Source organism: Paenibacillus sp. YPG26, assembly GCF_023704175.1.
In the GTDB taxonomy this organism is placed as follows: domain Bacteria; phylum Bacillota; class Bacilli; order Paenibacillales; family Paenibacillaceae; genus Fontibacillus.
This window is the reverse complement of the sequence record NZ_CP084530.1, coordinates 3,929,014-3,943,956: the sequence shown is the minus strand read 5'-3', so window position 1 is coordinate 3,943,956 and position 14,943 is coordinate 3,929,014. Positions and strand designations below refer to the sequence as shown.

General features: G+C 49.8%; 13 protein-coding genes. All 13 read left to right on the top strand.

Annotated features, from left to right (window positions below):
* Positions 1-186 precede the first annotated feature (186 nt).
* The 13 genes from LDO05_RS18700 (at position 187) to LDO05_RS18640 (ending at position 14,812) form a co-directional block, all read left to right on the top strand.
* Entirely contained in the window at positions 187-1,902 is a 1,716-nt protein-coding gene (locus tag LDO05_RS18700; protein ID WP_251376807.1) for an ABC transporter substrate-binding protein, read from the top strand.
* A gap of 102 nt (positions 1,903-2,004) precedes the next feature.
* On the top strand, positions 2,005-2,973 hold the full coding sequence (locus LDO05_RS18695; RefSeq protein ID WP_251376806.1) for an ABC transporter permease: 969 nt from the start codon (positions 2,005-2,007) through the stop codon (positions 2,971-2,973).
* Positions 2,970-3,959 carry an ABC transporter permease gene (locus LDO05_RS18690; protein ID WP_481857005.1) on the top strand — a complete coding sequence of 330 codons (990 nt, stop codon included), beginning with the start codon at positions 2,970-2,972 and terminating at the stop codon, positions 3,957-3,959. The genes LDO05_RS18695 and LDO05_RS18690 overlap by 4 nt, the downstream gene beginning before the upstream one ends.
* Positions 3,935-4,951, top strand: coding sequence for an ABC transporter ATP-binding protein (locus LDO05_RS18685; RefSeq protein WP_251376805.1), 1,017 nt, complete (start codon positions 3,935-3,937; stop codon positions 4,949-4,951). The genes LDO05_RS18690 and LDO05_RS18685 overlap by 25 nt, the downstream gene beginning before the upstream one ends.
* The gene (locus LDO05_RS18680; protein WP_251376804.1) at positions 4,948-5,973 is read left to right on the top strand and encodes an ABC transporter ATP-binding protein; all 1,026 of its coding nucleotides are present in this window, start codon (positions 4,948-4,950) and stop codon (positions 5,971-5,973) included. The genes LDO05_RS18685 and LDO05_RS18680 overlap by 4 nt, the downstream gene beginning before the upstream one ends.
* A gap of 464 nt (positions 5,974-6,437) precedes the next feature.
* A complete protein-coding gene (locus LDO05_RS18675) occupies positions 6,438-7,460 on the top strand; it encodes an LCP family protein (protein WP_251376803.1) in 1,023 nt (340 codons plus the stop codon).
* A gap of 208 nt (positions 7,461-7,668) precedes the next feature.
* On the top strand, positions 7,669-8,097 hold the full coding sequence (locus LDO05_RS18670) for a CBS domain-containing protein (protein ID WP_251376802.1): 429 nt from the start codon (positions 7,669-7,671) through the stop codon (positions 8,095-8,097).
* A gap of 111 nt (positions 8,098-8,208) precedes the next feature.
* Positions 8,209-8,511, top strand: coding sequence for a MazG-like family protein (locus LDO05_RS18665; protein WP_251376801.1), 303 nt, complete (start codon positions 8,209-8,211; stop codon positions 8,509-8,511).
* A 5-nt stretch (positions 8,512-8,516) separates the two neighbouring features.
* Entirely contained in the window at positions 8,517-9,437 is a 921-nt protein-coding gene (locus LDO05_RS18660) for a DUF2232 domain-containing protein (protein WP_251376800.1), read from the top strand.
* An 11-nt stretch (positions 9,438-9,448) separates the two neighbouring features.
* On the top strand, positions 9,449-11,431 hold the full coding sequence (locus LDO05_RS18655) for a DHH family phosphoesterase (RefSeq protein ID WP_251376799.1): 1,983 nt from the start codon (positions 9,449-9,451) through the stop codon (positions 11,429-11,431).
* A complete protein-coding gene (gene rplI / locus LDO05_RS18650; protein WP_251376798.1) occupies positions 11,428-11,871 on the top strand; it encodes a 50S ribosomal protein L9 in 444 nt (147 codons plus the stop codon). Before LDO05_RS18655 ends, rplI begins: the two co-directional genes overlap by 4 nt.
* Before the next feature lie 10 nt (positions 11,872-11,881).
* On the top strand, positions 11,882-13,243 hold the full coding sequence (dnaB, locus tag LDO05_RS18645; protein ID WP_251378788.1) for a replicative DNA helicase: 1,362 nt from the start codon (positions 11,882-11,884) through the stop codon (positions 13,241-13,243).
* 282 nt (positions 13,244-13,525) lie between these two features.
* A complete protein-coding gene (locus tag LDO05_RS18640; RefSeq protein WP_251376797.1) occupies positions 13,526-14,812 on the top strand; it encodes an adenylosuccinate synthase in 1,287 nt (428 codons plus the stop codon).
* The last annotated feature ends 131 nt before the right edge of the window (positions 14,813-14,943 follow it).

The window sequence follows — 14,943 nt, the reverse complement described above, 5'->3', positions numbered from 1 at the left end:
ACAATATATTAGAAGTTAATTAAACATTTCTAGTATTCTGAAACACAAGGGGGGTCACAGCCCACGTAATATGAGTGAGCCAGCTCACTCATACCGTAGACAGAATTAGGAAATACGTGCGGTTAGCTTCGGCCCGGATGGCAGGACAGTAAGTTAACAATTTATGGAAACGGGAGGAACGAATTTATGGTAAAAACAAAAAAATGGATTGCCCTATTAGCAACGCTTACGTTGTTCGGTGCTTTGTTCGTAGGATGCAGTAATACCAAATCAAACGAGAGCAGCAATACGAAGAATCCAACGGGTTCAGCGGTAGATACTAAGAAATCTACAGATAAGCCGGTTGATGGAGGAACTCTGACTGTCAGCAGCTTCTCCGACATTGTATCGCTTAACCCGATCTTTGTTGCAGACTCTGCTTCAGGTGATGTGTCAAGATTCGTAATGGCAAGCCTGTATGACCTGGATCGTAAAGGCAATCTTACAGCAGAACCTTGGTCTCTAGCAGCGGCTCCTCTTGAGGTATCTGAGGATGGCAAGACTTACACAGTCAAGCTGAAGAAAGAAGCTAAATGGAGCGATGGCCAGCCAGTAACCGCGGATGATGTAATTTTTACTATTGATACTTTCCGTAATCCTAAAGTGGGTTCTCCTGGTATCGGTCAATTTGATAAAGTTGACAAACTCGAGAAAGTCGATGATCAAACAGTCAAGATTACTTTGAAGCAAGTATTTGCGCCGTTCCAATACAGCTTGTTCAATCAGTTGATTCCTTACCACGTGCTTAAGGATGTGAAGCCTGAGCAACTGAAAGATAACCCTTACGGTAAAGATCCTGCCAAGACGGTTACTAACGGTTCCTGGAAATGGAGCGAGTGGAAACGTGGGCAGTACTTGGCATTTGAGAAGGATCCAAGCTATTGGGGTCAACAACCGCATATTGACAAAGTGGTATACAAAATCTATGCGGATCAGAACACAGAAGTTCAAGCCTTGATGAAGGGCGATACAGATCTAATTCAAGCTATTCCGGTAACACAGGTTGAAGCTGTGAAGAAGAAAGATGGCCTTACCGTTCTATTGGCGCCAGGCCCACTTTATGAATATGTAGCATTTAACTTCAAACCGGAGAATTTCCCGGATAATTATGTACCATTTACTGGCGTTAAGACAAGACAAGCGATCGCTACCGCTCTTAACCGCGAAGGAATGATCAAGAATATTCTTAAAGGCACAGGTACTAAATTGAATGCGCCGTTCCTTCCAGGTACTTGGGCAGATCCAGGCTCTGCAGTAACTGAATATAATTATGATCCAGAAGCGGCTAAGAAGCTCCTTGCTGAAGACGGCTGGGTTGCAGGTTCAGATGGAATTCTGACTAAAGACGGTCATAGATTCTCGTTCGAGCTTCAATACAATGCAGGTAACAGCCGCCGTCAACAGGTTGCCGCTGTCATTCAACAGAACCTTAAAGAAGTAGGAATTGAAGTAAAACCGAAAGCAATTGACTTCTCTTCTTGGGCAGAGAACAACTTGACACCTGGTAAATTCCCAGCAGTACTATTGTCTTGGTCCCTGAACAACCCGGATCCAGATGGTGAGCAGACGTATTCTTCCAAGTACTTCCCGCCAAACGGTCAAAACATGGGCTGGTACAAAAATGAGAAGCTCGACAAGCTGTGGGTAGATGGATATTCAACAGTTGATCAGAATGAACGTAAGAAAATTTATGAAGAAGTGGGTAAAGAAATCTCCACTGACCTTCCGTATGTATTCCTGTATCAGTATGGTCTGCCACAAGGTCTGGGATCACGGGTGAAATATGCAGAGGCAGATGCACCGGAAGCTTCACTCCCGTATGGATACTACTTCCACATTCAAAACTGGTGGTTAACTCAATAATTGTACGACAACTAACGAGGGGGAAGGAGAATCTTCTCCTCTCCCTTTTTTGTTTTCAGGCTTAAATAGGTTGTACGAGCTACAATCCTGGGAGGAAAGTTAATGACTGAGTATTTCATTCGTCGTATTCTGCAATCGCTCTTGGTACTGGTTCTCGTCAGTATCGTCACTTTCGGTCTGATTCATGCGGCTCCAGGCGGTCCTACTCAAATATTCCTGTCCCCTGGACTATCGCAGGAAGCGGCCAAGGTTCAGGCGCATAATCTGGGTCTTGATCAGCCGATTCACATTCAATATTTCAAATGGGTAGGCGGATTACTTAAAGGCGATCTGGGCTACACCTTTAAAAATCATGTCCCTGTTGGGGAAATTCTGTGGCCAACCGTTGGCAATACGATAATTCTTATGGGCACAGCCTGGATTCTCTCTTTGTTAATAGCGGTACCATGGGGAATTTATAACAGCACCAAGCCATACGGATTCTCGGATCAAACATCCTCATTTATTGCTTATATTGGCTTTGCCATGCCAACCTTCTGGTTCGGTATACTCTTACAGGAATTGTTTGCTCTAAAGCTGGACTGGCTGCCGCTCTCCGATATGTGGACGATGGGCCAAGAGGGGAACCTGTCCAATCTGTTCATGCATATGATTCTGCCGATCACCGTCCTGACACTGGGGTTCCTGGCGGCTTACTCCAAATATTCACGTTCCAGTATGCTTGAAGTGCTTGAACAGGATTATATCCGTACCGCACGAGCCAAAGGCGTTAAGGAACGTAAAGTTATTTTCCGGCATGCGCTTCGAAATTCACTCATTCCGATCATTACCATTCTCGGGCTTGATCTGCCTATTCTCGTTGGGGGTGCGGCACTAACGGAACGGGTATTCAACTGGCCGGGTATGGGACGCCTATTTATTGAGATGGCTGTAGCCCGTGAATACTCTGTACTCATGGCTATCGCCTTAATTACCGCGGTTGTAGTGGTCATCGGTAACTTGATTGCCGATATTCTATACGCTATTGTTGACCCTCGGGTTCAGCTGGGCAAAGGAGGGAAATCGGCATGAGTGTAAATATGAACCAAGACCTTGCCCCGGGTGGACAACCTGGAGTACAGCCTCCTGTTGAGGAGATGCCGACTTCAAGACCTCTCAAGAAGCCCCCGGGCCCTTGGATGATTGTATGGAAGAAATTCTTTCGCAATCCGTTTGCCATGACGGGACTTATTGTATTGCTGATCTTCATGGCAGGCTCATTTCTCGCGCCGGTGATCACACCCTTCAAGCCCAATAACATTGATCTGATGATCTCGAATCTCCCACCAGGGACGGATAACCATGTGCTAGGCACGGATGAGCTGGGCAGGGACATCTTCTCCAGATTGCTCTATGGCGGACAAATATCACTTATTGTCGGGTTCACTGTAGCGGCGGCATCCGTTATTATTGGTTCGTTGATTGGCGCTGTTTCAGGTTATTTCGGCGGATGGATTGATACGATTTTTATGCGTTTGGTTGATGTGATGAACTCTATTCCACTTCTATTTCTTAACATCCTGGTATTGGCTATTTTCGGCTCAGAGGTTAGATATATGATTATGATTCTTGCCTTTACCAGCTGGATGGGGATCGCACGTCTCGTACGGGGGACGTTCCTCCAACTACGTGAGACCCAGTATGTAGAGGCCGCAAAAGCTATAGGCGTATCGAGCGGAGGAATTATCTTTAGACATTTGCTTCGTAACGCCAGCTTCCCGATTATTGTTAATGCGACCTTAATGGTTGGCGGAGCCATATTGAGTGAGTCCGCATTATCCTACCTTGGACTTGGTATACAGGCTCCAGATACAAGCTGGGGTCAAATGCTGAGTAATGCTCAAGAATTTATGCTTACCGATCCGATACAGGCCGTATATCCTGGGTTATGCATTTTTATTGTAGTATTGGCCGTTAACTTTATTGGCGATGGCATTCGTGACGCTCTGGACCCTAGACAAAAAGCAATGTTATCCCAGAGGAGGCTGAAACAATGGCGGAAAGATTACTCGAAGTAGAGAATCTGACAACCGGATTTATGACAGAGAAGGGGTTCGTCAAAGCGACGGACAGCATCTCTTTAACAATAGAAAAAGGTAAAACACTCTGTCTCGTGGGCGAGTCCGGCAGCGGCAAGAGTGTTACGTCCTTGTCCATTATGCGTCTGATTGATTACGCTGGCGGAGCTATTCTGGAGGGGAAGATTAAATTCCGCGGGGAAGACCTGGCCGCCAAGGATCAAGAGCATATGCGCAAGATTCGCGGCAACCAGATCGCAATGATCTTCCAAGACCCCATGTCGGCTTTGAACCCGGTATTCTCAGTGGGAGAGCAGATTGCGGAAAGTCTTAGACTGCATCAGAACAAGAGTGATTCGGAAGCCTGGACGGAAGCCGTTAACCTGCTTAGATTGGTAGGTATTCCAGCACCGGAGATTCGTGCGAAGCAGTATCCGCATGAGCTGTCGGGCGGAATGTGTCAGCGTGTCGTCATCGCGGTGGCTCTAGCTTGTAAGCCTGAGCTTCTAATCGCAGATGAGCCTACCACAGCTCTGGACGTAACGGTGCAGGCGCAGATTCTAGATCTGCTTCAGCGTCTGAAGGAAGAACTGGGCATGTCCATTCTGCTGATTACCCACGATATGGGTGTAGCGGCAGAGATGGCTGATCGGATCGCGGTTATGTATGCGGGCGCCATTGTAGAGGAGGGGACGGTAGAAGAGGTCTTCGCGAATCCTTCACATCCTTATACTGTGGGGCTGCTGCAGTCGATCCCGGGATTCGAAGGGACTCGGGGCAGGGAGCTGTATACCATTAAGGGAACCATTCCAGGCCTTGGCAATCTTCCTGGAGGCTGCCGCTTCCACCCTCGTTGTCCGCATGTTATGGATAAGTGCAGGACCCAGGAGCCACTGAACTTCAAAGTAGGCCAGGAGCATTCTGCCGTATGCTGGCTGTATGAGGATAAGGCACCTGTGGTACTTGGCCGGAACGGGGGCGAGGCGAAATGAGTATGCAAGAACCCAAGGTAGAGGACCAAGACAATCTCATTGAGGTTAAGCATCTGAAGAAGTATTTCCCGATCAAAGCGGGTCTCTTCAATCGTGTTGTGGGCAATGTGAAAGCTGTAGATGACGTATCTATCTCCATTCGTAAAGGTGAGACGTTCGGACTCGTAGGTGAATCCGGATGTGGCAAATCCACCTTCGGCCGTGTGGTGTTGAAGCTTCAAAGTGCAACGGAAGGCGAAGTTCTGTTCAACGGGAGAGATGTTCACTCCCTGAACAATTCCGAGCTCCGCAAGCTTCGTGAAGAAATGCAGATTATATTCCAGGATCCATTTGGTTCTCTGAACCCTCGCTTCCTGGTTAAGGATATTATTGGTGAGCCTCTCCGTGTTCACCGCCATATGTCTGCCAAGGAAATCGACAACCGTGTAGTGGAATTGATGCAGTTGGTAGGTCTTGACCCAACGCGGCGGAATCGGTATCCGCATGAATTCTCAGGCGGTCAGCGTCAGCGGATCGGTATTGCCCGGGCAATTGCGCTCAATCCTCAGTTTATCGTTGCGGATGAGGCTGTATCGGCCCTTGACGTGTCTGTCCAGTCTCAGGTTATCAACCTGCTCATGAAGCTGCAGAAAGAGATGGGCCTTACCTTCTTGTTCATTGCCCATGGTCTGAATGTAGTTCGTCATATTTCAGATCGCGTAGGCGTTATGTATCTTGGTAAAATGGTTGAGGTAGCTGAGACGGAAGAGCTGTTCGCTCATCCGCTTCATCCTTACACCGCAGCCCTGCTGTCGGCCATTCCCAAGCCATCACCAACCCGCAAACGGGAGCGTATCGTATTAAAGGGTGATGTTCCATCCCCTGCGAACCCGCCATCCGGCTGCCGGTTCCATACCCGCTGTCCGCTTGCACAGGAGAAATGCAGTCAGGTAGAGCCGCTGCTGGAGGAGGCCCTTCCGGGCAGACAGGTTGCCTGTCACTTCCCATTGCTTGAAGGCAATGAACTGAAGAAGCTTCAATAAGTTAAGCGGGTAGAGAAGAGATTCTCTGCCCGTTTTTTTGTGGCGAATTGGGGTTCTTAGAGGTTATTGCATAACAACTAGCTATACTACCAGTGTTTAATAGTTGATAGATGCTAGTTACTTAGGTTATATTGATCGATGTGCATAAGGATTTTAACCTTTTTGTAGTGTTTTGGCGTTTTCTAGTAGGTACAATGAACAATAGAATTCTATTAACGAAGAAAAGAATTGAAGCTCTTGCATGTTACACACTATTGGCGGCAATGTGGAAGGGGGCCCGGCAAGCGGAATTATGCTGCTAAATACATGCTGCGAGAGAATGTAGTTATGACGATGAGTTAAGTCCATAAGTTACAACGATAATCATGGCTGTCCGGGTAGGGAACAGGCATCGGACAGACATGTACGACATATAGATGAGGACTAACAGGGTCCTCTAGCGGCATATAATTGGAGGCAGGGTTATGAAGGATCAGAGATTAACAAGAATTAAGAAGCCCAAGAAGAAGAACAGGTTAAGAACCTGGGGAATTGTTCTCCTTGTTGCTGCTGTTCTCGGTGCGGGTATATATGTATATAGGAAACCGCTGGCTATTATGGCTTTCGATATATTTTTATCTGACCATGTGGAGAAGAAGCTCCAGAAGTCGTATGCACCCCTCAAGGGAGAGCAGCCGAAGCCGGTGGTATACCAGACCAAGCCGTTCTCCGCACTGCTGCTCGGTGTGGACCAGCGGGATAATGAGCCTTCCCGTTCGGACACGATGATCTATGCTGTGATACGTCCTAAGGAAGGTAAAGTTCTGCTTATCTCGATCCCGAGAGACACTTATACGGAGATTGTCGGCAGGAACAAGAAGGATAAGATCAATCACGCTTATGCTTTTGGCGGAGAGAAGATGTCCAAAGATACGGTGGAAGCTTTCCTCGGGCATCAGGCGGAGTATTATGCCGCCATTAATTTCGAGGGGCTTCGTGACGTAGTCGACGCGCTTGGAGGCGTAGAGCTGCCAATTGCCAAGGACATTGTGAATAAGAACAAGGACCATGAGAAGTTCACAATTAAAGCGGGACAGCCGATCTATAATGGTAAGGACGCGCTGAACTTCGTACGCTACCGCGAGGATAGCGACTTTAACCGGACTAAGAGACATCAAGTCTTCCTGAATGCGATGGTTAGCAGGGTGCTTCAGCTTGACCAGGTATCCAAGATTCCTGAGCTTATGGACATTGCGGGTGCCAACTTCAAGACGGATATTGTCCCGAATAATATCATTGACCTTGCCAAACAGCTGCTGACGGGGGAGAACCCGCCGCAGATCTATAGCTACACGATTATGGGCAAGGGAACCCGCATCAATAATGTGTTCTATGATCTGGCGAACAAGGAAGATGTGGAATATGCGGAGAAGCTGATCGACAGCTGGTCGAGTCCAGATACGACAGATGCACAGCTTCTGCTCCCCGAGAAGCAAGTAATTGAATGATTGTTCTTGAGATGCCATAATATATACAGAAGCGGCTCCAGGACTGTATCCATTCTGTATATGAGCTAGTTAGACATCTATTCGGCAGTCCGGAGTACCGGCTGCCGATTTTTTCGCCTGGGTGGAACAATGTCCGGCCTGATACGTACCAATAGGGGACTTATACTTTCTCATGGGTGAGGAAGGATAGAGGAGGATTATTTCTGAAATGAATATTGCATTTTTTTTGCTTCCAAAAAGCGACGTTGTCTCGGTAACCCTGGATTCAACTCTCAGGCAGACTTTGGAACGCATGGAATATCACCGGTACACGGCTGTGCCTATCATTGACAAGACCGGCGTATATGTCGGTACTGTCACCGAAGGGGATCTGCTCTGGTACATGAAGAATTCCAAAGGCAAGGTGACCTTCGAGAACGCTAACAGGTTCCTGCTCAAAGACATTCCGCTTCGGGTGGATAACAAACCCGTCTCTATAGATGAAGACATGGAGGATCTGATCAACCTGGCCAAGGTGCAGAACTTTGTCCCGGTGGTGGATGATATGAACCGGTTCATCGGGATTGTAAGGCGGAGTCAGATTATAGAATATTGCGAGAGATTCGTATCCCGAAGTGAGATTGCACCGGGACAATAGGAGCGGGTAGACCTAGCTGCCTTGTGATTCAGGGCTTAGGTGGAGAAATGGGATTTATGCTATAATGGAGAATAAAGCTTTTTCTAGGAGAGAGAGTGTGATCGGTCTACCATGCATAAAGAAATGGATGTGGCCAAGAGGGCCAAAGTCATTGAATGGCTGAAAACCGAAGTGGTTGATCACGTGTCCCGTCTATTCAAAGCTCTGTGGGAAGGCAGCACGACCCGGATAACGGACAGTCTGGCCAGTCTGATCGTCAGTGGATATATCCTCGGACGGCGGCTTGGGATCTCATTCCGTGATTTGGATGAGAGTATTATGGAGAAGCTGAGAAGGCATAAGCAGGAAGGCCATCAGCTTGAAGATTGGTATCAAGATATTTCCGCATTGGAAGAACATATGCGTAAGAGGTGAACCTTTTGAAATTTCACTGGACATCTGCGGCCTGGAGCGTAGTCTACTTCTTGCTCCTGCTATCTCTGGTAACCCCGCTGACTGTAGTCACGGTTCTGTTCCTTCTGGTGCCTGGCGTGATCTTGTACACGACCTTGTCGAGAACTTCATTTATTCTGCACGTTGTACCTGTACTATTGCTCTTGTCGTTTTTATTAGGCCCTTATTTCATACTGCTGCCACTGTATTTCCTTGTTCCATCTATCGCTATGGGTCATATGTACAAGAAACGGGCTCCCGCTATGCGGACCCTTCTCGTTGGAGCGGCTGCCATATTGGGGGAATTTATTCTACTGCTGCTTGTCAGTACGGTGTTCTTTGACTTTAATCTCGCTCAGACTATTGAGAATATTATCAACTCTGCCGCGAGTCCGCTGCGTGACATGACAGGCAGCAACCTGGCAACCAGTCTGAATTGGTCGGAAGAGAAGACGGAGCTGCTGTCTGACCTGACCGTGAGAATGATTCCATTTACAATGACGGTAACTTCACTAGCTATGGCGACAGTAACGCATGCAATTACAAGGCCAACCTTGGGCAGTCTGGGCCAGATTACACCCAAGATGAAGCCGTTCCGGGAGCTTAAGCTGCCGCGGTCCCTGGTCTGGTATTACTGTATCGGACTTATTATTCAGCTGTTCGCGGGGACTGCCGCAAGAGACGGGTTCCTGGGAACGGTGCTCCTCAATCTGATGCCGCTGCTCCAATTCGGCTTCATGATTCAGGCTGCGGGATTCTTCTTCTATCTGGCTCACGTGAAGAAATGGAATCTGACGATTCCAATCCTGCTGACAATCGCGATTCTCTTTATCCGTCCTCTCTGGATTATCGGTTTGTTTGACATTGCATTTCCACTGCGGGATATGGTTACTAGATCAAGACGATAGGGTGAGAAGGCATGCCTAATTTATTGCAAAAGCGCTGGTACGGCTATCAGACCGTGTGGGCGTTCATGCTCATGCTGCTGCTTGTCATTTTCGTATCCTATTACAATTGGGTTCTGGGTCTGGTAAGTATGTGTATGGTAGGAGCGCTGGCTTATGTAATGCTGCAAGCAGAGCGCAGATTCCGGATGGAGATGGTTCAGTATATTACGGAACTGACCTTCCGGATCAAGAGAGTGGAGGGCGAAGCCATCAGCCGTCTCCCTTTCGGAGTTATGCTGTATTCGGAAGATAAGACGGTTGAATGGCACAACCGCTTCGTGGCTGGCATGTTCAGCCGGGGGACCGTGGTAGGACAGCCACTCACCGAGCTGCTGCCTCCGCTGCCCCAGTTGTCCAGAGACAAGCGCGAGGGCGACCACAACCGTTCTACGGTGGAAGTCGTTATTAATGAGCGTAACTATGAACTTACGATACAAGCGGATGAGCGGCTTATTTATATTCATGACATGACCGAGCTGGCTGTTCTGCGGGAGAAATATGAGGATGAACGGCTTGCGCTGGGCATTATCATGCTGGATAACCTCGACGAGGCTTCCCAGGGGATGGATGACCAGCAGCGGGCCGCGCTGATTGCGAGGGTCGCTTCGTCCCTTACAGCCTGGGCTAAGCAGCATAAGGTATATCTGCGCCGGCTGTCATCCGAACGCTATTTGATGATGTTCAATCATCTCTCCCTTAAGGAGCTTGAGCAGAGCCGGTTCGTGATTCTGGATGAGGTCCGGGAGATGACGGCTGACCTGAAAGTGCCGATGACGCTGAGTATCGGGCTTGCCTTTGGGGCTGGCAGTATCAGTGAGCTTGGAGAGCTGGCCCAATCGAGTCTGGATATGGCGCTTGGCCGCGGAGGCGACCAGGCCGCTGTGAAGTCCGGGCAGAGATTGAGCTTCTATGGAGGCAAGACCACGGCGGTGGAGAAACGCACACGGGTCCGGGCGCGTGTTATCGCGCATGCGCTGCGGGATCTCATGCAGGAGAGCGACCGCGTGATCATCATGGGCCATAGAGTACCGGACCTGGACGTAATTGGAGCCTCGATCGGAGTCCTCAAGGCGGCAGATATGTACAATGTCGAAGCGCATATTGTGCTGGACGGGGTCAATCCGGCGATTGAACGCATTATGGAACGGATTGAGAAGGACGATGCCCTGAAGCGGAGGTTCATCAGCCCGGATCAGGCCATGGCGCTGATGACAGAGAATACGCTGCTTATTATTGTTGACACCCATAAGGCTTCCATGACTATGGAGCCCCGATTGGTGGAAGAAGCGCGCCGGGTGGTTATTGTTGATCACCACCGCCGCGGCGAGGAATTTATCAATGATGCAGTCCTCGTGTATCTGGAGCCTTATGCTTCATCAGCCTGTGAGCTGGTGACCGAGCTGCTTCAGTACATTCACGAGAAAGTTGAGCTCAGCCCGCTCGAGGCTACTTCGCTGCTGGCCGGGATTACCGTGGATACGAAGCACTTCGCGCTTCATACCGGGTCGCGGACTTTCGAGGCTGCTGGCTTCCTGCGGCGTAACGGCGCAGATACGGTAATGGTGCAGCGCATCCTGAAGGAGGATCTGCAGGAGTATATCGAGAAGGCGGAGATCATCAAGCATGCCCGTATGATTCATGGGCATATCGCGCTTGCCGTAACCGAGCCGAATCGCAAAATACCGCAGCTGCTCATCGCCCAAGTGGCTGATACGCTGCTGAATATGACGAACGTGCTGGCCTCCTTTGTGATAAGCAGCCGGCCTGATGGCATGATCGGCATCAGCGCAAGATCGCTGGGTACCATGAATGTGCAGGTCGTGATGGAGCGGCTAGGCGGCGGGGGACATCTGACGAACGCGGCCGCTCAGCTGGAATGCTCACAGGCGGAAGCCGAGAAGAGGCTGCTGGAAGTACTAGATGAAATCGAAAAGGAAGAGGGGTTATTTGAATGAAAGTAATATTCTTGCAGGATGTTAAGGGACAAGGTAAAAAGGGACAGGTAAAGGAAGTATCGGAAGGGTACGCACAGAACTTCCTGCTGCCTAAAGGTCTTGTGAAGCCGGCCACCCAAGGCAATGTGAAGACACTGGAGAACCAATCCGCAGCAGAGCTTAAGCGTAAGCAGCAGGAGAAGGAAGAGGCTATAGAGCTTGGCAAGAAGCTTGAAGAGATGAAAGTGGAGCTTAAGGCCAAATCCGGCGAGGGCGGCCGTCTGTTCGGAGCGATCACCAGCAAGCAGATTGCGGAAGCCATGCAGGGGCTTGGCGTGAAGCTTGATAAGCGGAAGATCGAACTGAACGATCCGATCCGTACACTCGGCGTAACGCAGGTTACTGTGAAGCTTCATCCTGAAGTGAAGACAACGCTTAAGGTCCAAGTGACGGAGGAATGACATGGGCATGATGGGCGCAGAGTTATTTGTCGATCGAATTCCTCCTCAGAACCTAGAAGCAGAACAGGCAGTTCTCGGTGCCATTCTGCTCCAGTCCGAAGCGCTGATTACAGCGATGGAACGGGTGCGTACCGAGGATTTCTACGATAAGTCACATCAGATGATCTATGAGACCATGATCGAGCTTGGCGAGGCGAACCAGCCTATTGACCTGATCACGCTGACCTCCCGCCTGCAGGATAAAGGCGAGCTGGAGGAGATTGGCGGGGTCAGTCACTTGGCCAGATTAGCCCATGCCGTGCCGACAGCGGCGAACGTGGATTATTATGCCCGAATTATAGAAGAGAAATCGATGCTTCGGCGGCTCATTCGCACCGCGACCCAGATCGTAAGTGACGGCTATACGAACGGCGATGATGTGGGCGGGATGCTGAGTGACGCGGAACGCAAGATACTGGAGATCTCCAACGGAAGATCCGGCAGCGGCTTTATAGCCATCCGCGATGTGCTTATGGAAGTGTTCGAGCGCGTGGAGGTGCTGCACCAGAACAAAGGAACAACAACCGGGGTCTCCTCGGGATTCGCCGATCTGGACAGGATGACCTCCGGCTTCCAGCGCAATGACTTGATTATTGTGGCGGCGCGTCCTTCCGTAGGTAAGACGGCATTCGCCCTGAATATCGCGCAGAATGCAGCCGTGCGCAGCAAAGAGACCGTAGCGATCTTCAGTCTGGAGATGTCCGCGGCACAGCTTGTACAGCGGATGATCTGTGCGGAAGCGAACCTGGATGCGGGGGTCATGCGGACAGGCGACTTCAAGAGTGATGATGACTGGTCGAAGCTGACGATGGGCATCGCGGCGCTCTCTGAAGCGGAGATCTATATTGATGATACGCCAGGGGTTACCGTGGCTGATATCCGCGCCAAATGCCGCCGTCTCAAGAAAGAGCGCGGGCTTGGCATGATCGTCATTGACTACCTGCAGCTTATTCACGGGCGGGGGAAGGCGGGCGAGAACCGTCAGCAGGAAGTATCCGAAATATCCCGTACGCTTAAGCAGATTGCCCGTGAGCTTGAAGTGCCGGTTATCGCACTGTCCCAGCTCAGCCGGGGTGTGGAGCAGCGTCAGGACAAGCGTCCTATGATGTCTGACCTTCGGGAATCCGGTTCCATTGAGCAGGATGCCGATATCGTTGCCTTCTTATACCGGGATGATTACTATAACCAAGAGACAGAGAAGAAGAATATTATTGAGATCATTATTGCCAAGCAGCGTAACGGTCCGGTTGGCACTGTGGAGCTGGTATTCTTGAAGAATTATAATAAGTTCGCGAATTATGAGCGGGCTCATGCGGATCCTTTTGCGGGATAACAGATTCGAACGAATGCACTCATTCTTCCTATAACCAGGTATATTCCGAACAATTCTGCACGGGGGTGTAGGATTGTTCGTTTTTGATTTGACTTTAAAAAAGCAGACTGGTACACTTGTATTGCTGCTTTGGGCAGTAATGGAACGCATAATGTATACAGTCGAAGACGTTCGAGAAGCGATATGGATAGAGGCCTGTGAATGATCGATCCATGGAGGCTGACAAGGCGTCTATTTTGAATGAAAATAAAGGTGCGTGAGTGCACCGACGGGGGAATGTACATGTCAACAGTAGTCGTTGTGGGAACACAATGGGGGGACGAAGGCAAAGGCAAAATCACGGATTATCTGGCGGAGAGCGCTGATGTGGTGGCCCGTTATCAAGGCGGTAACAACGCCGGTCATACTATACTGATTGATGGCAAGAAGTACAAACTGAGCTTGATTCCATCCGGTGTTTTCTACGAAGATAAGATCTGTGTCATCGGGAACGGAATGGTTATTAATCCGGAAGCTTTGATTCAGGAGATCACATATATTCACGAGAACGGATTCAGCACCAAGAATCTGAAGATCAGCGACCGTGCGCATGTCATCCTGCCGTATCATATGGTTCTGGATGCTCTTGAAGAGGACCGCAAAGGACCGAACAAGATTGGTACAACGCGCAAAGGGATTGGCCCGGCATACATGGACAAAGCGGCGCGTAACGGTATTCGGATCGCGGATCTGCTTGATGCGGAAGAGTTCGAGCTCAAGCTTCGCCATCTGGTCAAAGAGAAGAACCATATCATCCAGCAGGTATACGGCGGAGACCCGCTTGATGTGGAAGAGATTCTTAAGCAGTATCTGGAGTATGCTGAATTCGTTCGTCCATATGTTACAGATACATCCGTGGTTCTTAACGATGCGATTGATGAGAACCGTAAGGTCCTGTTCGAGGGTGCGCAGGGTGTGATGCTGGATATCGACCAAGGTACTTATCCATTCGTGACCTCGTCCAACCCGTCCGCGGGCGGTGTATGTATTGGTTCGGGCGTAGGCCCTTCCAAGATCCAGCAGGTTATTGGTGTGGCCAAGTCCTACACTACCCGGGTTGGTGATGGTCCTTTCCCTACAGAGCTTCATGATGAAGTTGGGGATCTGATCCGCGAGACCGGCCATGAGTATGGAACGGTAACAGGCCGTCCGCGCCGTGTGGGCTGGTTCGATAGCGTCGTGGTTCGCCATGCCCGCCGTGTGAGCGGTCTGACTGGCTTGTCCCTGAACTCCCTGGACGTTCTGACTGGACTTGAGACGGTGAAGATCTGCACCGGGTACAAATACCGCGGTGAGGTGATCACTCACTACCCTGCAAGTCTGAAGATGCTGGCTGAATGCGAAGCGGTCTATGAGGAGCTTCCAGGCTGGTCTGAGGATATTACAGGTGCGAAGACGCTGGAAGACCTTCCAGAGACAACACGCAACTATGTGAAACGGGTATCCGAGCTGACAGGGATTCCGATTGCTATCTTCTCGGTAGGCCGTAACCGGAATCAGACGAATCAAGTTCTGCCAATTTACGAATAAATCTTCAGGATACAAGAAGCCTCTTTCTACGGAAAGGGGCTTTTTTTTCGTGCGAAGAAGTAGAAAGTCACCGAAATCCGGCAATACTGGTCAGTAGATAATGTGCTGCATAGAATGCGAGAGTTAAGGAG

Coding starts and splice junctions, on each gene's coding strand:
- LDO05_RS18700 (WP_251376807.1), top strand. CDS start 187: ATGGTAAAAACAAAAAAATGGATTGCCCTATTAGCAACGCTTACGTTG.
- LDO05_RS18695 (WP_251376806.1), top strand. CDS start 2,005: ATGACTGAGTATTTCATTCGTCGTATTCTGCAATCGCTCTTGGTACTG.
- LDO05_RS18690 (WP_481857005.1), top strand. CDS start 2,970: ATGAGTGTAAATATGAACCAAGACCTTGCCCCGGGTGGACAACCTGGA.
- LDO05_RS18685 (WP_251376805.1), top strand. CDS start 3,935: ATGGCGGAAAGATTACTCGAAGTAGAGAATCTGACAACCGGATTTATG.
- LDO05_RS18680 (WP_251376804.1), top strand. CDS start 4,948: ATGAGTATGCAAGAACCCAAGGTAGAGGACCAAGACAATCTCATTGAG.
- LDO05_RS18675 (WP_251376803.1), top strand. CDS start 6,438: ATGAAGGATCAGAGATTAACAAGAATTAAGAAGCCCAAGAAGAAGAAC.
- LDO05_RS18670 (WP_251376802.1), top strand. CDS start 7,669: ATGAATATTGCATTTTTTTTGCTTCCAAAAAGCGACGTTGTCTCGGTA.
- LDO05_RS18665 (WP_251376801.1), top strand. CDS start 8,209: ATGCATAAAGAAATGGATGTGGCCAAGAGGGCCAAAGTCATTGAATGG.
- LDO05_RS18655 (WP_251376799.1), top strand. CDS start 9,449: ATGCCTAATTTATTGCAAAAGCGCTGGTACGGCTATCAGACCGTGTGG.
- rplI (WP_251376798.1), top strand. CDS start 11,428: ATGAAAGTAATATTCTTGCAGGATGTTAAGGGACAAGGTAAAAAGGGA.
- dnaB (WP_251378788.1), top strand. CDS start 11,882: ATGGGCGCAGAGTTATTTGTCGATCGAATTCCTCCTCAGAACCTAGAA.
- LDO05_RS18640 (WP_251376797.1), top strand. CDS start 13,526: ATGTCAACAGTAGTCGTTGTGGGAACACAATGGGGGGACGAAGGCAAA.